Origin of the sequence: Bacteroides congonensis (genome assembly GCF_900130125.1) — a bacterium.
GTDB classification, from domain to species: Bacteria; Bacteroidota; Bacteroidia; order Bacteroidales; family Bacteroidaceae; genus Bacteroides; species Bacteroides congonensis.
The window spans coordinates 1,554,984-1,575,243 of the sequence record NZ_FQXY01000010.1; the positions used below are offsets into that span (position 1 = coordinate 1,554,984).

At 44.3% G+C, this 20,260-nt stretch carries 11 protein-coding genes; all 11 read left to right on the forward strand.

All coding sequences use genetic code 11. The annotated features are described in order from the left end of the window. The first annotated feature begins 177 nt into the window (after nt 1-177). Nucleotides 178-1,611: an aspartate ammonia-lyase gene (locus tag BQ7997_RS17050; protein ID WP_073347331.1), complete on the forward strand. Its 1,434-nt coding sequence runs from the start codon at nt 178-180 to the stop codon at nt 1,609-1,611. A gap of 745 nt (nt 1,612-2,356) precedes the next feature. Beyond that, nucleotides 2,357-2,947, forward strand: a complete 591-nt coding sequence (locus tag BQ7997_RS17055) for a porin family protein (protein WP_073347332.1) — start codon at nt 2,357-2,359, stop codon at nt 2,945-2,947. Nucleotides 2,948-3,037: 90 nt separating this feature from the next. Then, nucleotides 3,038-3,616, forward strand: coding sequence for an RNA polymerase sigma-70 factor (locus BQ7997_RS17060; protein ID WP_073347333.1), 579 nt, complete (start codon nt 3,038-3,040; stop codon nt 3,614-3,616). A 94-nt stretch (nt 3,617-3,710) separates the two neighbouring features. Next, nucleotides 3,711-4,703 (forward strand): FecR family protein, encoded by a 993-nt coding sequence (locus BQ7997_RS17065; protein ID WP_073347334.1) that lies wholly within the window; start codon nt 3,711-3,713, stop codon nt 4,701-4,703. A 154-nt stretch (nt 4,704-4,857) separates the two neighbouring features. After that, nucleotides 4,858-8,268 carry a TonB-dependent receptor gene (locus BQ7997_RS17070; RefSeq protein ID WP_073347335.1) on the forward strand — a complete coding sequence of 1,137 codons (3,411 nt, stop codon included), beginning with the start codon at nt 4,858-4,860 and terminating at the stop codon, nt 8,266-8,268. 6 nt (nt 8,269-8,274) lie between these two features. Beyond that, nucleotides 8,275-9,828 (forward strand): RagB/SusD family nutrient uptake outer membrane protein, encoded by a 1,554-nt coding sequence (locus BQ7997_RS17075; protein ID WP_083589278.1) that lies wholly within the window; start codon nt 8,275-8,277, stop codon nt 9,826-9,828. A 62-nt stretch (nt 9,829-9,890) separates the two neighbouring features. Continuing rightward, a complete protein-coding gene (locus tag BQ7997_RS17080) occupies nt 9,891-11,672 on the forward strand; it encodes a DUF5014 domain-containing protein (protein WP_159436779.1) in 1,782 nt (593 codons plus the stop codon). Between the two features lie 13 nt (nt 11,673-11,685). Then, nucleotides 11,686-13,518, forward strand: coding sequence for a right-handed parallel beta-helix repeat-containing protein (locus BQ7997_RS17085; protein ID WP_073347338.1), 1,833 nt, complete (start codon nt 11,686-11,688; stop codon nt 13,516-13,518). Between the two features lie 20 nt (nt 13,519-13,538). Further along, nucleotides 13,539-15,548 (forward strand): hypothetical protein, encoded by a 2,010-nt coding sequence (locus BQ7997_RS17090; RefSeq protein WP_139260924.1) that lies wholly within the window; start codon nt 13,539-13,541, stop codon nt 15,546-15,548. Nucleotides 15,549-15,770: 222 nt separating this feature from the next. Further along, a complete protein-coding gene (priA, locus tag BQ7997_RS17095) occupies nt 15,771-18,227 on the forward strand; it encodes a replication restart helicase PriA (protein WP_073347340.1) in 2,457 nt (818 codons plus the stop codon). A gap of 54 nt (nt 18,228-18,281) precedes the next feature. Beyond that, the gene (locus BQ7997_RS17100) at nt 18,282-20,078 is read left to right on the forward strand and encodes a DUF4091 domain-containing protein (RefSeq protein ID WP_022139046.1); all 1,797 of its coding nucleotides are present in this window, start codon (nt 18,282-18,284) and stop codon (nt 20,076-20,078) included. The last annotated feature ends 182 nt before the right edge of the window (nt 20,079-20,260 follow it).

The following is a 20,260-nucleotide window of genomic DNA, read 5'->3' on the forward strand; positions in this document are numbered from 1 at the left end:
TGTTTCTTATTTTAAGTTTAAACACAAAGATAAGTGTTTTCGTTCTTTGTATTTTCTTTTTCTTGTATTAACAACAAAAAACTTATTGAATAGTTTTTGCATATTTATAAAAACAATAACCTTCTTGGTTGGTTATATAAGTACTAACTAAAATGTTATTGTTATAAAACAACCGATATGGAACAGAATTTATCAAAAAAAACTCGTACAGAGAGCGACTTGATAGGAAGTCGTGAAGTGCCTGAGAGCGCATTGTATGGAGTACAGACACTCCGTGGTATTGAAAACTTTCGCATCAGCAAGTTTCATTTGAATGAGTATCCTTTATTTATTCAGGCATTGGCCATCACGAAAATGGGGGCTGCCATCGCCAATCGTGAACTGGATTTGCTGACCGAGGAACAGACAGACGCTATCTTGAAAGCTTGTAAGGAAATCCTTGAAGGGAAACATCACGAACAATTTCCTGTCGACATGATTCAGGGCGGAGCCGGAACCACGACGAACATGAACGCCAATGAAGTAATAGCCAACCGTGCGTTGGAATTGTTGGGACATCAGCGTGGCGAATACCAGTATTGTTCTCCCAACGACCATGTGAACCGTTCGCAGTCCACCAATGACGCGTATCCTACCGCTATTCACATAGGTTTATATTATACTCACCTGAAACTGGTGAAACATTTTGTCGAGTTGATAGAATCTTTCCGCAAGAAAGGAAAAGAGTTTGCGCATGTGATTAAGATGGGGCGTACCCAGTTGGAAGACGCTGTGCCGATGACCCTCGGACAGACATTCAACGGATTTGCAAGCATCCTGGAACATGAAGTGAAGAACCTCGACTTTGCCGCACAGGATTTTCTGACGGTCAATATGGGAGCAACTGCTATCGGAACCGGTATCACTGCCGAACCGGGCTATGCCGAAAAGTGTATCGCCGCTTTGCGCAAAATCACCGGACTGGATATAAAACTCGCGGATGACCTGATAGGAGCTACTTCGGATACTTCCTGCATGGTAGGGTATTCGGCTGCCATGAGACGTGTGGCTGTCAAGATGAATAAGATATGTAATGATTTGCGGCTGTTGGCCTCCGGCCCCCGTTGCGGATTGGGAGAGATTAACTTGCCGGCTATGCAACCGGGTTCTTCCATCATGCCGGGAAAAGTAAATCCGGTGATTCCCGAAGTCATGAACCAGATAGCCTATAAGGTGATAGGAAACGACCTCTGCGTAGCGATGAGCGGCGAAGCCGCCCAAATGGAACTGAATGCAATGGAACCGGTGATGGCGCAATGCTGTTTCGAATCGGCCGACTTGTTCATGAATGGTTTTGATACCTTGCGTACCTTGTGTGTGGACGGTATCACGGCAAATGAAGAAAAATGCCGTCGGGACGTACACGACAGCATCGGAGTAGTGACAGCCTTGAATCCGGTAATCGGATATAAGAACTCTACGAAGATTGCCAAAGAAGCGTTAGAGACAGGAAAGGGAGTTTATGAACTTGTACTGGAACATAATATCCTTTCCAAAGAAGATTTGGATACCATTCTGAAACCGGAGAATATGATAAAACCGGTGAAGTTGGACATTCATCCGAATAGTTGATTGATGTTATAGTAAGTGGAAATAGAATCAATAGGGAAATTGCCGGAGTGGATTCATATCTGCTCCGGCGATTTTACTTATTATATCTTTTGTTTCGTGCGGGAATAATTGCTAACTTATCCGGTCATACGGTCTAATCACTTGTTTCCTGCCTTGAAACTCCAGTTTCAGCGGTCGAAACTTTAGTTCCTACGGCAGGAAACTTTAGTTTCATACGCTTGGAACTATAGTTTCAGCGGCTTGAAACTAAATGTTTCATTACTTGAAACACTTCGTTTCAAGGCATGAAACACTTTGTTTCACTACATGAAACAGAAATAGCCTCTGGCTGTCTGATTATGTTTGCAGTAGACTTTATCTAAATTGGGCGGTGATAGGTGATAGATTCGGTGATAGGTTGCCAACAACCTATCACCGCTCTAAAAGTACGATGAATAAAGGGCTTGTGGAGCATGGTGATAGGTTGAAAGAGGATTTTCATTTTTTATATAGGAGAGAGTGGTCGGATAATACAGAACTTTCGGCATAGAACGGAACGGCTTCAATTGAATTGCAGTGTCTCTTTGACAAAGAAGATGGCTTTACGCATATCACCTTCGCATTTATCTACAATTGTACGTATATTTGCAAAGCGAGGGGCATACTTGGATGAACTACAACGACTTTGAGCGAACAAAAAACCGATAAATTGTGTTTATTTATTCTAATTATATATCTTTGTCCCGAATTATAAACACGTAAATTTATGAAAAAGATTTTTGGTGCTTTAATGATTGCTGTATGCATTGGTATGGCAATGCCTGCTCAGGCGCAAATACACTTTGGTGTAAAGGGAGGTTTGAACTTGTCAAAAGCAAGTTTCTCTAATGTGAGCGAAAACTTTAAGAAGGATAACTTTACCGGTTTCTTTATCGGACCGATGGCTGAGTTTAATATTCCAATCGTAGGATTGGGGGTAGATGCTTCCCTGCTTTTTGCCCAAAGAGGTATAAAAGTGTCTGAGGGGAATGATGAATACACAGTCAAGCAAAACGGTCTTGATATTCCGGTCAACTTGAAGTATAACATCGGTTTGGGAAGTCTGTTGGGACTTTATATTGCTGCCGGCCCTGATTTTTATTTCGATTTTGCGGGAAATAAAACGATTGAAGGCGTAAAAACCGACAAGAAGAAAGCCGAAGTCGGTATTAACGTTGGCGCGGGTGTGAAATTGCTCAATCATTTGCAGGTTGGTGCCAATTATAACATCCCGTTGGGTGACACTGCCAAGCTTGAAGGAATAGACGGTTCATACAAAACCAAGACTTGGCAAGTATCCGTTGCTTATATTTTCTAAAAGATTAAGTTTTATATAAAAGGATGTCTTTGTTAAAGAGACATCCTTTCTTGATTGATTTTTTAATAATTCGGCATTAATTATTATATAATGACAGACCACACTTTACTTCATCGGTTGCATGAAGGCGATGCTGAAGCCTTATCTATATTATATGGCCAATATAGTGGGAAGTTATATAGTTTTATCCTTAAAATATCCAACAATAATCAATATTTAGCTGAAGATATAACTCAAAACGTGTTTTTGAGAGTGTGGGAAATGCATCATAAGATTGACGTAAACAAGTCTTTTCAGTCATTCCTTTCTACGATGGCAAAAAATATGTTGCTTAATCACTTCAAACATCAGATGGTAGAGTTTCTCTATCAGGAGAATTTAGCTTCACGCCCGATGGCTTCTAACTCGGTGGAGGAAGAGGTTGATTATAAAATACTGGATGACTTTATCAACTCTGTGATAGAACAAATGCCGGAGGCACGGCGTAAGGTATTCATCATGAGTAAGAAGATGTGCCTGTCGAATAAAGAAATAGCCGCCCGGTTACAGATATCGGAAAATACAGTCGAGTCACATTTGACAAAAGCAGTTGCTTATATCCGCAAAAGAGTATCCAGTGAATATGACTTTGTTCTTATAATGATAGCTTTAGGGGGATTCTTGAGTTGATAATCCGACTCAATTGTTTATTTGTGTTAAATATAGCATGATGTAATCACGGAAATAATGTGAGGTAGTTGTATAAGATATAAATTGAAGAGAAATGGATAATTTATATTTTATAGAATTATTTCATAAGTTCATTGCTCGCACTGCGACAAAGGACGAAATACATATATTGCTGGAGTGGATTAAAAAGGATTCCCGGTACATAGATGCATGGATGGATGAAGAATGGGAAGCTGCTCCCAATCAGATACCGTCGGAAGTTAAGGAACGCATCTTGAACCGTATTTATCTGCTGATGGACAAGTCCGGGCAGACGATGCAACTTTCCGTTCGCAGAAAATGGATGCGGTGGACAAAATATGCTGCTGTTATCTTCTTTCCCATTTTTCTGTTTTTGACGGGATATTATTATTCAGACCGGATGCATTTCCGCTCTTCCGGTTTGCAAACAACTGCCATTCTTACCAATAAGGGAGAACGTGTGATGGTGATTCTCCCCGACAGTTCTGTCGCCTGGGTCAATTCGGAGTCCCGGTTGAGCTATGCTACTGATTATAATACCAAAGAGAGAACCTTGCACCTGGAGGGTGAAGCCTATTTCGATGTAAGAAAAAATCCGGATGTTCCTTTTATCGTAAAGACAGAATATTTTTCAGTAAAAGCATTAGGTACGGAGTTCGGTGTTTGTGCTTATCAATCGGATAAGAAAGCATCGGCTGTACTGGTAAAAGGAAAAGTAGAAATAGAACGGGATTCCCGGAAAACGATATTATTACCTGATGAAAAGATTCTTTTCGATAAGGCGGAAAATCGCTTGTCCAAAGAAGAATGTATTGACAGCCGGCGCTTCGGGGAATGGAAAAACGGTAATATCTATTTGGAAGGAGAAACACTGGAGGAGGCTGTCCGTCGGTTGAAACGCATCTATCACTTGAATGTGGTCTTCGAGTCGGAAGAGGTGAAGGAGAAACGTTTCACAGGATACCTGCGAAGTGATAATCTCGCATCGGTGCTGGAGGCATTAATGTTAGCTTCGCACGTCGAATGCGAACAAAGGTCTGATACAGTTTTTTTTAGAGCTCAATAAAACTGCTGTTTTCAAATGAATGAGTATTAACCCTAAATTTTGTATGATGCGGAAAGACTAATGAACATTGAATTTCTGTATAGTGATGAAGAGGCTCTTCATTACTGTAAAAGCTTGAGAACTACCTTATTATATTAATTAAAAATCGGATACAATGAAAATACTGTACTGTAATTTTGTATGCATATTGATATTGTTCAGTATGTGTGCAAGCGTCTCTGCACAAGTCAGTGTAAATGAAATCAAGAAACCTATAAAGTCAATCCTGAAATCTATAGAGAAAGGAAGCGAATATAAATTCTTCTACAGTGATGATTTGAAGGGCTTGGATAGGAAAGTGACTGTCAGAGAAGAAAATGCACCCATCCAAAAGGTGCTGGACATCCTGTTCGAAGGGACGGACATTGCTTACGTGGAGAACAACAAATATATCACACTTACATTTAAGGAAGTCGGGAAAGCCCAACAACCGAAAAAGACAGGAAAGGAGATTGAGATGAAAGGCGTTGTCCTTGACGAAAAGGGCGAGGCTGTCATCGGTGCCAGCGTATTGGTCAAGGGGACTTCGTTGGGGACTATTACCAATATCGACGGAAATTTCTCGCTTAAGATACCGGAAAATTCAGATGTGCAGATTTCCTATATCGGTTACCTTTCAAAAGATGTAAAGGCGAGTGCCGGTACTTTTTACAAAGTTGTGTTGCAGGAAGACTCCAAGCAACTTGAAGAAGTGGTAGTGGTAGGATATGGGCAGCAGAAGCGGAAAGAAATTACCGGTTCTATCACCAATGTCAAGATGAGCGATATCCCTCAGGCAGGTGCGGCTTCCGTATCGGAGTTTCTCAGTGGAAAGGCGGCAGGTTTGTCCACTATTATCAACTCCGCCCAACCGGGCGGGGCGGTCAATATGCAGATTCGTGGTTCGGCAAGTAACCGGGCGCCGCTTATCGTTATCGACGGATTTCCGGTGACGGGTTTTTCTAATGCTACTGCCGGCGACTATAGCAGTGGAAGTACGGATGCTACACTGGCTTCTATCAATCCTAACGACATCGAAAGTATTGACATCCTGAAGGATGCTTCGGCTACTTCCGTATATGGAACACGTGCTGCCGGCGGGGTCATTCTTATCACGACCAAGCGTGGCAAGGCGGGTAAGGTAAGTGTGGATTTTACTGCGAACACCGGTTTTATCAAGGCTTACGGATTGCCCGATGTGCTCTCCGGCTCCGATTTTATGACAGAAGTGAACCGTGCGAACCTGGAGGAATTTATGTACACGAATAAGATAGGACTTTACGGGCCTAATAAAATGTCCGACTTTAACTATACTCCTACTTTTTCGGATGCAAGTATACGGGAAAATCCTTATTCCACCAATTGGCTGGATGAAGTGCTCCGGGTGGGCATGACACAGAACTACGGCGTCAGCGTCAACGGCGGAAGTGAAAAGACCAAATACATGGCTTCTGTCAACTACTATGTCAACAAAGGGGTTGTCAAGGATAATGACTACCGTCGTTTTTCGGGCCAATTAAACCTTGACCAGGACTTCAATTCGAAGTTGAAAGCTGGCATGAGTCTGAACTTCAGCCGCATTGATATGGATAACGTGGCTATGGACAACGGCGGATACGGGTTGACGTCAGGATTATTGCAAAGTGCTTATATGTTCTCGCCCAATCTTCCGGTACGTGACGAAAACGGTGACTACTCGAAGAAAGTGCTTGGCACTAACCAACCCAACCCGGTGGCACAACTGGAACTGACCAACCAAACACGTACTACGCGCTTCCTGGCCAATGTGTTTCTTCAATACGAACCGATTAAGAATCTGAAACTGAAAGGTGTGGCTGGAACCGATTTCAGCCAGAGTGAGGGATATTATTATGCACCTCTTTCTACGCAGGTAGGGGGAGCCAACAATGGTAAGGCGGATAGGCGCCATAATGAGAAAACCGATTATCAGTTGCAGTTTAGTGCTAATTACAGTACCATGTTGAACGACCGGCATTATTTAGCTGTTTCGGCCGGTACTGAATATATGAAGATGGGGACACAATACTTATTGGCAGGCAACACGGACTTCGTGTCTGATAGTTTCTCGTGGAATAACTTGGGTGCCGGTGCAGGCAGTAAGCCGACTGTCGGTTCAGGCTCGACGTTTGCCGAAACATTGTCCTACTATGCACGTGTCAACTATACATTTGACGAACGTTTCTTCCTGACTGCCAACTTCCGTATTGACGGCTCGTCCATGTTCGGTAAGAATCATCAATGGGGGTACTTCCCCGGTATCTCTGTGGGATGGGACTTCGCCCGTGAAAAATTTATGAAGAGTCTGCAAGGGACGGTCGACCAGTTGAAACTACGCGCCGGATTCGGACAGACCGGTAACGACAACCTCAGCGGTACGGACGATAACGGAAATGCTTTCACAGCCTATCCTTACAATGTGTATAGGCAAAGTGGGAATGTGATTTTCGGTGACACCTATAATACGGCTATCGGACTTTATGCATTAGGTAACCCGAACCTGAAATGGGAAACGCAGACAGACTTTAATATCGGTCTGGACTTCTCGCTTTGGAATGGACGTGTCAGTGGTAGTCTTGATTATTTTAACCGTGTCATATCGGACATTCTTGGTGTACGCCGTCTTTCGTCTGCCAGTGAGGTCACCAGCATGGTTGTCAATCTTGACGCAAAGAAACAGACTTACGGTTTTGAAGCCTCTGTCAATACGGAAACTATTAAAAGAAAAAATTTCCAGTGGAATACTGGCATGACTTTGACTTTCTATCGTGACCGTTGGCTTAAACGCGACCGCAACTGGGTACCGAAAATCTACGAGACTGAAAAAGCGTATATGGGTGAAGAGTGGAGACTTGTCTCCATGGGGCTGATTCAACCGGGAAATGGCGTGAGCTATACGTCTAATCCCGTGCCCGGGACTATCCTGTTCGCCGATGTGGACGGTTATATGACAAAAGATGGCAATATAATGTACAATGAGGACGGATATCCCTTGCGTACCGGAAAGCCGGACGGGAAGATAGACGAGGCTGATTTGCAGAAAGTGGCGGTCAACGTGCCTTATACGATTGGTTTCAACAATACTTTCCGTTATAAGAATTTCGACCTCAACATCGGAATGTACGGTAAGTTCAATCAATGGAAACAGAACGGACTGGCAGCGACTCTGACTGACGCGGGAATACTTATTGAGGGTTCCAACCAAATGGTGGAAGTGAAAGAACGCTGGAACAGTGACCATCAGTACGGTAAGTATCCTTCTTCGCTACAACGTAAGTATGGAGTGGGAAAAGAGTTTGCCAGTGACTTTTATATGGAGAAAGCATGGTTTATCCGTGTGCGTAACATCGACTTGGGATATACATTCAGCCTTCCGGCATACAAAATCAATTCAGTGCGTGTATATGTCAGCCTGTTGAACCCGTTCCTGGTTACTCCTTATTTGGGAATTGACCCTGAAACGGACAATAATGGATTCAGCTATCCTAACAGCCATACATATACTATTGGTTTACACATTAATTTATAAACGAAGATGAGAAAGATATACTATATACTGGCAAACTTATTGCTTTTGTGCTCTTTGTCCTGCTGTACGTTGAACAAAGAAGACTCTTCTCTACTTTCCGGAGATGTCTTCCCGCAAACCAAGAAAGACTGGGAAGCAGCATTAAATTCGGTTTATGATCCGTTGGCAGGGCGTTCGGGCGGACTGTTCCACGGTATGTTGATGGGGGCAATGACTACGTTCCCCGAACTGGCGACTGACGTAATGGATTGCTATTGGAACTGGGATCGTTTTGACAAGCATCAGTATAATAACTCTAATATGCTTTGGGCTTCTGAAAACCTGGATCCGTTCGGACAATATAAGTTCATCACCCGTGCTCAGGCATTTGTCGGAAGGATTAAATCTGCTGACGGCATTTCCGATGAGGTGAAAAATGAAATGATAGCCGAAGCGAAGACTGCGCAGGCGTATATGATGTTCCGGCTTTATTCCGTATTCGGGCCGGTACCGGTGATTCCCGCGGATAAGGTACTGGACACTACCGACATGACATTCTATCCCCGTTCGTCTGACGCGGAATATATCGGCATGATCCAGAAGCTGATAGAAGAAGCACTGCCCCTTCTGAAACACCCCAGTGAGTGTACGGATAAAAGCCGCATGAATCAGGGTATCGCAAATATGATTCTGATGAAAACCTTTATGGTGGGCAATGCTGGCTTGTGGGATAAAATGGGAGATATCAATGGAAAGAAATATGACAACCGGACGCGTTGGGAAGCTGTGAAGCAATATGCACAGGCAATCATAGACCTCAAATACTATGAGATGCAGAAGACCTATACTAGCGTGTTTAGTATCAGCAATCAGCATAACCACGAGATTATCTATGCCGTTTCTCTGAAAGTCGGCATTAACGGCAACGAATATCATGCGCACGTAATGCCTGCATTGCACCCGGATACGCAGAAATACAAGGTTCAGACTTCGGAAGGATATGCGCTCCCCTGGAATTTTGTCGATTCTTTCGATAAGAATGATAAACGGTATAAGGAGAATATCATCACTTCTTTTGTCGGTATTGACGGATTGCTTTATAATCGTGATAATACGGATGCCAAGACCTTTAAGAAAGGAGCCGTTCCTTTCAAGTATGACATGGACCCCAATCAGGTGGGCGAATCGTCCAATCATGATTTCGTCGTGTTCCGCTATGCAGATGTGATGCTTGCCATGGCAGAAGCGGTTAACGAACTGGAAGGTAATCCGGAAAACGCTTATCAATGGCTTGAGTACACTCGTGGACGTGCCGGACTGACACCTTATGCGCATCAGGATGACCAGGAACGTTTTCGTGAGAAGATCTTGAAAGAAAGAGGATTTGAGCTATTCTTGGAAGGGCATCGCTTTATGGATCTTGTACGTCATGATAAGTTTGTAGAGTATGCTGCTGCAACTCCGGGCTCGGACATTCTGACTAATAACATGGGAGTGTACGGATATAAGACCCGTTTCCCGATTCCTATCGATTATATCAGTGAATATGGCGGCGTGCTGAACCAGAACCCGGGATATTGACAAGAGATGTTTAACCTTATTAAATACAAAAGATGAATCTGAATAAATATATCTTAGGCCGAATGGCAAAAAGAGTCTTGGCGGGTGGTACATTCGTTATTGTTGCCTTCATATCGGCTTCTTGTGGTGAAGAATTGCTTGTCCCCGATTATTCGGGACTTCCTGCTCCGGACTTATCCGGTGGTACTAATAAACCGGGCGATGATATGGCGGAAAACACGGCACTGGTTTCTCTTGAAAATGCCGGGACTGAGTTGTGGGCATCGGATAAATTCAAGATAAAAGTAACTTATCTTAATCAGAACAAGATGTTGATAACTCCTGCTACTATTTCTGTGAAACTGGTAAACGATGACGGAGAGGAACTGGATGCGGACGGACTTTTTGATAATTTCCCTACCGAACTGAGTTTTGTCGAGTCGAAGGCGGAATCTGAAGAGATAACAGTGAAGTCCGGAAGCAACCGGCAAAATATAACCATACTTCTCGAACCGGCTGAGGGGGCGGATATAGAACTGTTGGAACCGAAATACCGCACGCTTCTCCGGCAGGATTTGGATGTGGAGGCTGCGCCGGGGAATATGGACGAACGTTCTGTCTATTCTCGTCCCGATAAAGAATTCCGTTCTACGTTGTATGCTGACAATACGGGGCTGGAAGCGAATATGCGTCCCGGAGATTCACATCCGAATGGGAGTCTGGCTGCTGCGGGATGGAAATTCTATACATCACATGAATTTCATCGTTATAATGCCCAGCCCAACAATGTGTTCCCGGAAAATCCGCAACCACGCGGATTCGAGAAGTACAAGAACTTCCATATGCAGCTTAACAGTACGTTTACCAAAGAGAGTACAACCCGTGTGACGGGGGCCGGACATTTGGAATTGTGGGCGCGCAGGAGTGTAAAGAATAAGATAGATGATGAGGACTTTCTTTACTTCCCGATGGGGCGTAGTGATTATTTGGCTAATAATCCAAATCCTGATATGTATAATAACTGGGAAGTGGGTGGTATAATATCGGATGCTCCACATGTCGGTACTCATTGGGCAGATTTCCGTCCGGGGATGCGTATCGAGATACGTATGCGGCTGGAAAATCAGCAGGAGCAGTATAATCCGGGTAATGCCCTTTGGTTTATGTCCAACCGCTATTATACCTACGATGGTCAGAATGGAGACTTATGGCCGTTCCTGAACTGGCCCAACTGTGGCGAGATAGACTTGCTGGAGACTCAGAACCCTAAGGATAATGTAGTTTGTTCGACCATGCATTCTTTGGAGTCTACATCCGGTCATGCTAAGACTACAGGTTATTATTTACATCAAAGTGATGGGGTGGATTATACCAAATATAATATTTATTGGATGGAGTGGACTACCGGTCAGATAAAGTTTGGCATGAATGGCAAGACTTATGGAACGGTGAATGGTGGAGGTAGTATCAGCATTGGCAGGGGTCCCTGGAATGACCAGAATTTGTGGGCTCCTTTCACTGACGAAGCAATAACGGGCACGATGGCGGACTGGAATTACACTTGGTTTACCAACCCTCACGGGTTCCGTTTGATTCTGAACTTGGATATGCAGAAAAAAGATGGTGGCGGAAATGCTGCTTGGTCTTCTGGATGGAATAAGGATGGGGCAAATGATGTGGATAATTGGTTGCCTTCATGGGTGAATGAAACGGATCCGAACAAGCTTCCTAAGATGGATGTGGATTGGATAAGATGCTATTATGATGAGTCGAAGGGGTTCAAGGGCAAAGTATTATGTCCCGGTGGAGCTTATCCTGAGATTAATATGGCGATTGACGAACGGCCGCAAGCGGTGAACTATTAATAAGGGCGGATATATGATAGAAAAGTATAAGGAGAATTTTATTTGTAAGATGACAGGGTGGTTTTTTCTGCTTTGTGCCTTGGCTGCTTGTAATACCCGTTCTTATGAATTAAATATATGTGACTACGGAGCTGTCTCCGGTGAACGTTCGGTCAATACGGCATTGGCCGTGCGGGATGCATTGGCGGCAGCTGCGAAGATGGATTCTGCCAAATTGTTTTTTCCTGCGGGAACTTATCATTTCTATGTAGATTCCTTGCAGGGAGTAAGCAAGGCTTTTGATGTACAAAGCATGAAGAATCTTGTTATTGATGGCAATGGTGCTGAATTTATCTTTCATGGACCATTGGTTATCGGAACTATTGATTCATGCTCCAATGTTACTGTCCGCAATTTTTCCATTGACTGGGAGCGTCCTTACATTACGCAAGGGCAAATCATGGAGTTGGGAGACGGATATGTGGATCTTGCTATTGATGCGGTAGCTTATCCGTATGAAATTTCTTCTCAGGATTCGGTGTTCCGGGGTATTGGCGAAGGGTGGAAGCAGGGTATTCACGCTTATAACCTGTATGATAAGGAACGTCAGGAAATTGTTTACCGGACACGTGATATGCCAATGGGACGTGATTTGTTTTCGGGCATAGCGCGTGAGATTTCTCCGGGAGTGGTTCGTTTCTTTGGTTCGAGGACTCTCGAACCTGAGCTGGGCACATATATTGCCCTGTGGCATGGACGGTATATGACGGATGGATTCTACATGTTCGGCAGTAAAGATGTGACATTTAGAGACATTGATATATATCATTGTCCCAGTCATGGATTGGTGGGAGTTCGTTGCGAGAATGTGACGATTTGTAACATGAATATGAAAGTCAATGAAAAGAAAGGACGGGTATTCAGCTTGATAGCAGATGCTTTCCATTTCAATGCTTGTAGGGGATTGATTAAGGTAGACAGTTGTGAGCATACCGGTCACGGAGATGATTTTATCAATGTACATGGCATGTATGTGGAAATAGCTGATATAGTGGATGAATATACTTTCCGCACCGGATGTTCCGAACGGCAGAATATGACTATCGGGGCAGGAGACGAACTTTGGTTTCTGAAGCATGACTCCTTGAAACGGGGAGTGGTGAACCGGATTAAGGCAATCCGTAAGGAAACGGATGATAAAGGTTGTACGAGCCGCTTGGTGACATTGGAAAAGCCTATGCCTGTGTCTATCGCAGCCGGGGATTTTGTGGAAAATAAATCTTACTTGGCTGATTTTGAGATACGTAACTGCCGTATACTGAAAAAACACCGTGCGAGAGGAATCCTTGTGACGACTCCCGGAAAGGTGACGATCGAAAATAACTATTTCCGTACCGCCGGTGCGGCTATTCTGATAGAAGGGGATGTCGATTACTGGTATGAGTCTGGTAGTTGCAAGGATGTCCGGATACAAAATAATGTTTTTGAAGATTGTTTCACTTCCGGACACGAATGGGGGGAGGCTGTCATCACTGTCACGCCTTCTTATCGTCCTGACTCCGATCATGCGCTCTGTTATCATGAGAATATACGTATCGAAGGCAATACGTTCAGGCACTATGACTATGCACTGCTTTACGCACGTGCTGTACGTGGATTGACGTTTGCCGGAAATGTAGTGGAACGTTCGTACAATTACGCTCCTTTCTATCGGGAAACGATGTTTTATCTTGACGGTTGTAAGCAAGCGGATATCTTCGGCAACCGGTATGGGAAAGATGTGCTTGGCATGAATATCGTGACTGAGCATATGAAGCCTGAGGATATAGTGCGTGTGGATAAGGATTTGAAGATTACTAATAATTAGAACCTAAAAAAATGATGATAATGAAAAGCAAAATAGTATTGGCTACATTATTTACATCTCTTTTGATGTCATGTGAAAGTGATCTGAAAACGATCGGAGTCTATGACGGGAAACAAACACTGGATTTCACTTTCACCGTTGAAGCTCCTGATGTGTTGGAAGGGATGACAACACCCGAAGTTATGAGACCTGCTGTTTATAAGGTTTGTCTTTTTAGTGATAATGTGTACACCCAGACACTTACTTTTAATGGTAACGGAAGCCTTGAAGTGCCGGCCGGAAACTACACTTATCTCTGTCTCGGTGCAGAAAGTAATGAAAAGTTGCCTCAGCTCGCCCTAAAGGAAGGGGAGACTAAAATGGCGGATGCCTTTTTAAAACTGACGGATGAAGACGGGAATATGACGGGGGAAATACCGTCCATAGTGGCGGCTACGGGAAATTTCACAATGGGAAGCACTATTAATACGGTTCCTGTTGCATTGAAGCCGATAGGCTGTGAATATACATTTAATTTATTGCACCCTGCTGCACGTATGTCCACGACAGGAGATATTGTGAAGGTAAAAGTAGTAATTAAGGGCGGGGCTTCTGTTTATGGCTATAATCTGCATCCGTCGGGTGAAGCAGGTGAACTGGAAACTGTGATGAAAGGAACGGATACGGATGGTGAAGGTTGGGTTTCTGTAGATGGCGATGCTACAACGTTTTCCGCGCGTGTGCTGTTGCCTGCCAATCCTTCATTGCAGTTGAAACTGTTTGCTAAAGATGAGAGTGGCAACGAAACTGAGATAGGAGAAACCGGGATTGAACTGTCGGGCGAGGGGGCTTCTTATATAGCTGATATTGCTTTCTCCGGAGATGGTGAAGGCATGGAGTTACAATATCATTCTCCTTATTATCCCACTGTCATTGCTACTGATACGGGCGAGTTCAATGAACATGAACTGAAAGTAACTAGTACGGTGTATCCGGAATATACATATCAGTGGCGACATGAACGTGCAGGACGCACTACGCTGCTTGGTCTGTCTAATAATAAATTGAAATATATGGAGGATGGCATCGAAGAGGGTGCTTCTGTGACTGTGACTGGTGCAGGGAAATATATTTTGAGTGTAGGTAAGGACGGAGTATCGAAGGATGTTGCTACACTGACTGTGAAACATGCAAGAATGACTTGGGATGAGGCTAAGGCAAAAGTAGGGGAACTGGGAAGTGATTTGTGGACATTGCCCAACCGAGAACAGATGAAAGAGTTATATAATAATGATATTAATGACTTTTATTATGACGAGGTGACGGAGAAGGCATCGGCTGTCAGTTATTGGACCAGTGAAGAAAGTGCTACAAGTTGGGCGTATGTTTATTTCTTCGATCCTTATTGGGAAAATGCTCCGACTTGGGCTCCTGAGAAATCAACAATGCGTTCGGTAAGATTACTCAAGATTCTGCCGTTTGAGTACGATCCGACTGATCCGTTCAGTGTGGGCTTGATGGCGGCTCCTGCCCCTTATGCCGGAGAACAGGAATTGACAATTACAACACCTGTTTATGAAGGAGCTACATATCAATGGAGTCATAAAGTAATGGGACGTAAAGTAATGCAGGTATCTGCTGACGGAAAGGTAAGTTATGTGGATGATGGAATTCCCGAGGGGGCTACTGTAAAAGTTAGCGGAGCGGGTGAGTATATCTTGAATGTGACTTATGGAGAAGAAACGAGAGAAATCGGCCGTATTACGCTATTGCATAAGAACCTTTGCTGGACGGATGTCGAAAGTACATTGGCGGAATTGAATGAGGGAGGTAATGGTACGTGGGCGGTACCGGGGCTTGAGCAACTTCGTTCTGCTTATAATAATGGAAAGAATGATTTTTCAGCGGGATGGTATTGGGCGAAGGAATTTACTAACGCTGCCAATCGTTGGAGATATTTAAAGGATATGGGTAGTGGTGTTGAAGATGGTGGAGATGTCTCTGATAGTAGTAGAAAGTATAATATTCGTTTCTGTAAAGTAACTCAATAGGATACGTGTAAAATGGATTTTTTTCAATAGGTTTTATATAGAAGTAAGAGTTTGCCTGTAATTTAACACAATTGTTTTTTAAGTTCTACCTTCTCCGGTATGGTCAGTACCGGAGGGGGAGAGCTTTAATGTTGGCACTCTTATTGTTTTTTTTAACTTGATAGATAGAACTGGAGGCTTTCGACTGTCGGAAGCCTCTTTTTTTATATCTTTGTGCCTGCAATGAAAAGATATGTAGATGTCATATTACCACTTCCGCTTCCGAAGAGCTTTACTTACTCTTTGCCGGACGAGTATGCGGAAGAAGTGAAGATAGGCTGCCGCGTGGTGGTTCCTTTCGGGCGAAAGAAGTTCTATACAGCTATCGTCCGTAACGTTCATTATTGTGCTCCGACAGAATACGAAGTGAAAGACATATCGACATTACTGGATGCTTCTCCTATTTTATTGCCGAATCAGTTCAAATTCTGGGAATGGATAGCTGATTACTACCTCTGTACGCAGGGAGATGTATATAAGGCGGCATTGCCTTCGGGGCTGAAACTTGAAAGTGAAACGATTGTAGAATACAATCCCGACTTCGAAGCGGACGCGCCATTGCCCGAACGTGAACAGCGCATTTTGGATTTGCTGGCTGTCGATTCGCAGCAATGCGTCACCAAACTGGAGAAGGATAGTGGTGTCAAGAATATCCTTACTGTCATTAAATCCTTGCTCGATAAAGAAGCGATTTTCGTAAAGGAAGAATTGCGGCGTACTTACAAACCTAAGACGGAAGCACGGGTACGCCTTGCCGGAGCAGCCGACGAGAAGCGGCTTCATATATTGTTTGACATACTCTCCCGTGCTCCGAAGCAATTGGCGCTCCTTATGAAATATGTAGAGTGTTCGGGCATTTTGGGAGACGTTGCTCCGAAAGAAATCTCCAAGAAAGAACTGCTGCAACGGGCTAATGTCGCTCCTGCCGTATTGAACGGGCTGGTGGATAAGAAGATTTTCGAGATTTATTATCACGAAATCGGTCGGCTGAACAAACAGGAGAAAGAGGTTGTAGAACTGAATGCTCTGAATGAGTTTCAACAACGGGCACATGATGAGATAGTACAATCCTTCCAAGAGAAAAATGTCTGCCTGCTTCATGGGGTAACGTCCAGTGGCAAGACGGAAATATATATTCATCTGATAGAAGAAGCCATCCGTCAGGGCAAGCAGGTATTATACTTGTTGCCGGAAATTGCGCTGACTACTCAGATAACGGAACGCTTGCAGCGTGTCTTCGGTTCGCGCCTGGGCATTTACCATTCCAAATTTCCCGATGCCGAACGGGTTGAGATATGGCGGAAACAACTCGGAGAAAATGGTTATGATATAATTTTGGGTGTCCGTTCATCCGTATTCCTGCCTTTCCGGAATCTGGGACTGGTGATTGTGGACGAAGAGCATGAAAATACGTATAAGCAGCAAGACCCGGCGCCCCGCTACCATGCCCGTAGTGCGGCGATTGTGTTGGCAGCCATGTATGGAGCCAAGACACTGCTGGGAACAGCTACGCCGTCCATCGAGTCATGGCAGAATGCGATGGATGGAAAATACGGCTTTGTACAACTGAAAGAACGGTATAAAGAAATCCAGTTGCCGGAGATTATTCCGGTCGATATACAGGAATTGCATCGCAAGAAGAGGATGGTGGGACAGTTCTCACCGCTTCTGATACAATATATGAAAGAAGCCTTGGAGCAGAAGGAACAGGTGATTCTTTTTCAGAACCGTCGTGGTTTTGCTCCGATGATAGAATGTCGTACCTGCGGTTGGGTGCCGAAGTGTAAGAACTGTGATGTAAGCCTTACCTATCATAAAGGAATCAATCAACTGACCTGCCACTATTGCGGATATACCTACCAACTTCCGAAGGCTTGTCCCGCTTGTGAAGGGACGGAACTGGTAAACCGCGGTTTTGGTACGGAAAAGATTGAAGATGATATTAAAGTCCTTTTCCCGGAAGCTGCCGTAGCACGGATGGACTTGGATACGACCCGTACCCGTTCCGCCTACGAGAAGATTATCGCGGACTTTGAACAAGGAAAGACGGACATACTCATCGGGACGCAAATGGTATCCAAGGGACTGGACTTCGACCATGTAAGTGTCGTTGGAATACTGAATGCGGATACCATGCTGAACTATCCCGACTTCCGTTCTTACGAGCGTGCTTTCCAACTGATGGCGCAAGTCTCGGGACGTGCCGGACGTAAGAACAAGCGCGGACGAGTGGTGCTGCAAACCAAAAGTATCGAGCACCCGATTATTCACCAGGTCATCGCCAATGATTATGAGGATATGGTGAACGGACAACTGGCGGAACGTCAGATGTTCCATTATCCGCCTTATTACCGCCTGGTATATGTCTATCTTAAAAATCATAATGAAGCCTTGCTCGACCAAATGGCGGCAGTGATGGCAAACAAGTTGAGAGCTGTATTCGGTAACCGTGTGCTGGGGCCGGATAAACCGCCGGTTGCCCGTATCCAGACATTATTTATTAAAAAGATAGTGGTGAAGATTGAGCAGAATGCACCGATGGGACGTGCACGGGAACTATTGCTGCGCATCCAGCGTGAGATGATTGAAGACGAACATTATAAATCTTTGATTATCTATTATGATGTAGATCCTATGTGATGAAAGAAATTATTCCCCCTTATAAATAACCTTTATTCATTTAATTAACTAACCATGAAACGACTTACTATTATTTCTTTAGCTAGTCTATTTAGTATGAGTGCTCTGTTTGCCCAGCAAGGAGTTACTCAGTGTGGAACTCCGACAGGACAACCGAAATTCCCTTTAGGAACTTATCAGGAATTGCCCGACCCTACGACACCTTCCGAAAAGGAATGGGCGGCAGTCACAACGACGCAAGTCTCTTGGGGTACAACAGACACCCGCTATGCGAAGCATCGGCTTCCCTCATTGAAAAATCAGAAGAGTATTTCTCTGAAGGGTTGGCGTGGCGAACGCGTAAATGCGCAAGCTGTTGTATGGACAGGAGCAGAGTTGAAAGACCTGAACTTCAGCTTCTCCGACTTTAAAGACAAGAAAGGGAACATTCTTCCAAAAGAGGCATTGACTGCCGGATTTGTACGTTATGTGATGACAGATGAACTGAACAAGGATGGGAGAGGGGCTTGCGGTCACCGCAAATCGGTGGACTTCGATTCGCTGCTGGTAGCCGACCCGATTGACTCGAACCTGAAGTCAATGGCATTGCCTGCCCGCACCGTTCAACCTATCTGGGTGCAATGTTGGATCCCACAATCAGCTGCTCCCGGAACTTATAAAGGTGAGTTATTGGTCAACGACGGTTCACGCCTGTTGCAACGTCTGAATCTTGAAATAAATGTTTCTTCCCGCGAGCTTCCTCAGCCGTCGGAATGGGCTTTCCATCTGGACTTGTGGCAAAGTCCGTATGCCGTAGCCCGTTATTATCAGGTTCCTCTGTGGAGCCAGGAGCATCTTGACGCCATGCGTCCTTTGATGAAAATGCTGGCAAATGCCGGACAGAAGATTATTACGGCTACTTTGATGCATAAGCCTTGGAATGGTCAGACGGAAGATTATTTCGATACAATGGTGACCTGGATGAAGCGTGCCGACGGTACATGGGCATTTGACTATACTATCTTCGACCGTTGGGTGGAATTTATGATGAGCGTAGGCATTGACAAGCAGATTAACTGTTACTCAATGGTGCCCTGGGAGTTGTCTTTCCAATATTACGACCAGGCAACGAACTCTCTGAAAGCGGTAAAGACTGCTCCGGGCGAACAGGCTTATGAAGAAATGTGGGTGGCAATGCTTGCTTCTTTCTCCAAGCATCTGAAAGAAAAAGGCTGGTTTGATATTTGCACTATCGCCATGGACGAACGCCCGATGGAGGTGATGCAGAAAACATTGAAAGTGATTCGCAAGGCTGACCCGGATTTTAAAGTTTCGTTGGCAGGAAATTATCATGCGGAGATTGAACCGGATTTATATGATTATTGCATTGTAATCGGTCAGAACTACCCCGAAGATGTACGTATCCGCCGTAAAGCCGAGAATAAGCGCACCACCTATTATACTTGTTGCACGGAAGCGCATCCTAATACGTTTACTTTCTCTGACCCGGCGGAAGCTGCTTGGATGAGTTTCTATTCTTCAAAGAAACATTTGGACGGTTATCTGCGTTGGGCATATAATAGCTGGCCGTTGGAACCGTTGCTCGATTCACGTTTCCGTACGTGGGCTGCCGGAGATACGTATTTGGTCTATCCCGGAGCACGTAGCTGTATCCGCTTCGAACGTCTGATAGAAGGAGTACAGGCGCATGAGAAAATAAATATTCTCCGTCAGGAATTCGAGAAGAAAGGAAATAAAGCCGGATTAAAGAAAATAGAAAAGATGCTGGCTCCGTTCAATTTGGGAGATATGCCGGAAATTCCGGCAGCAGTCACCGTGAACCGGGCGAACCAGATATTGAACTCATTTTGAGAAGGATATAATATAATGGAGATTCATAGGAGTCTTATCGTTATTAGTGTTATCCTTATCAATTAAATCGGTAAATTCAGATTCTCTTAAAAGAATATCAGCATTGGAAACGGAATGCTGATATTCTTTTTTTTCTTCCATTAAGCCAAATCAATAATAGGAGATATATTAATCCTTGACAT

What these genes read in the sequence shown, in the direction of transcription:
- BQ7997_RS17050 (WP_073347331.1), top strand. Translation starts at nt 178, where the DNA reads ATGGAACAGAATTTATCAAAAAAAACTCGTACAGAGAGCGACTTGATA.
- BQ7997_RS17055 (WP_073347332.1), top strand. Translation starts at nt 2,357, where the DNA reads ATGAAAAAGATTTTTGGTGCTTTAATGATTGCTGTATGCATTGGTATG.
- BQ7997_RS17060 (WP_073347333.1), top strand. Translation starts at nt 3,038, where the DNA reads ATGACAGACCACACTTTACTTCATCGGTTGCATGAAGGCGATGCTGAA.
- BQ7997_RS17065 (WP_073347334.1), top strand. Translation starts at nt 3,711, where the DNA reads ATGGATAATTTATATTTTATAGAATTATTTCATAAGTTCATTGCTCGC.
- BQ7997_RS17070 (WP_073347335.1), top strand. Translation starts at nt 4,858, where the DNA reads ATGAAAATACTGTACTGTAATTTTGTATGCATATTGATATTGTTCAGT.
- BQ7997_RS17075 (WP_083589278.1), top strand. Translation starts at nt 8,275, where the DNA reads ATGAGAAAGATATACTATATACTGGCAAACTTATTGCTTTTGTGCTCT.
- BQ7997_RS17080 (WP_159436779.1), top strand. Translation starts at nt 9,891, where the DNA reads ATGGCAAAAAGAGTCTTGGCGGGTGGTACATTCGTTATTGTTGCCTTC.
- BQ7997_RS17085 (WP_073347338.1), top strand. Translation starts at nt 11,686, where the DNA reads ATGATAGAAAAGTATAAGGAGAATTTTATTTGTAAGATGACAGGGTGG.
- BQ7997_RS17090 (WP_139260924.1), top strand. Translation starts at nt 13,539, where the DNA reads ATGAAAAGCAAAATAGTATTGGCTACATTATTTACATCTCTTTTGATG.
- priA (WP_073347340.1), top strand. Translation starts at nt 15,771, where the DNA reads ATGAAAAGATATGTAGATGTCATATTACCACTTCCGCTTCCGAAGAGC.
- BQ7997_RS17100 (WP_022139046.1), top strand. Translation starts at nt 18,282, where the DNA reads ATGAAACGACTTACTATTATTTCTTTAGCTAGTCTATTTAGTATGAGT.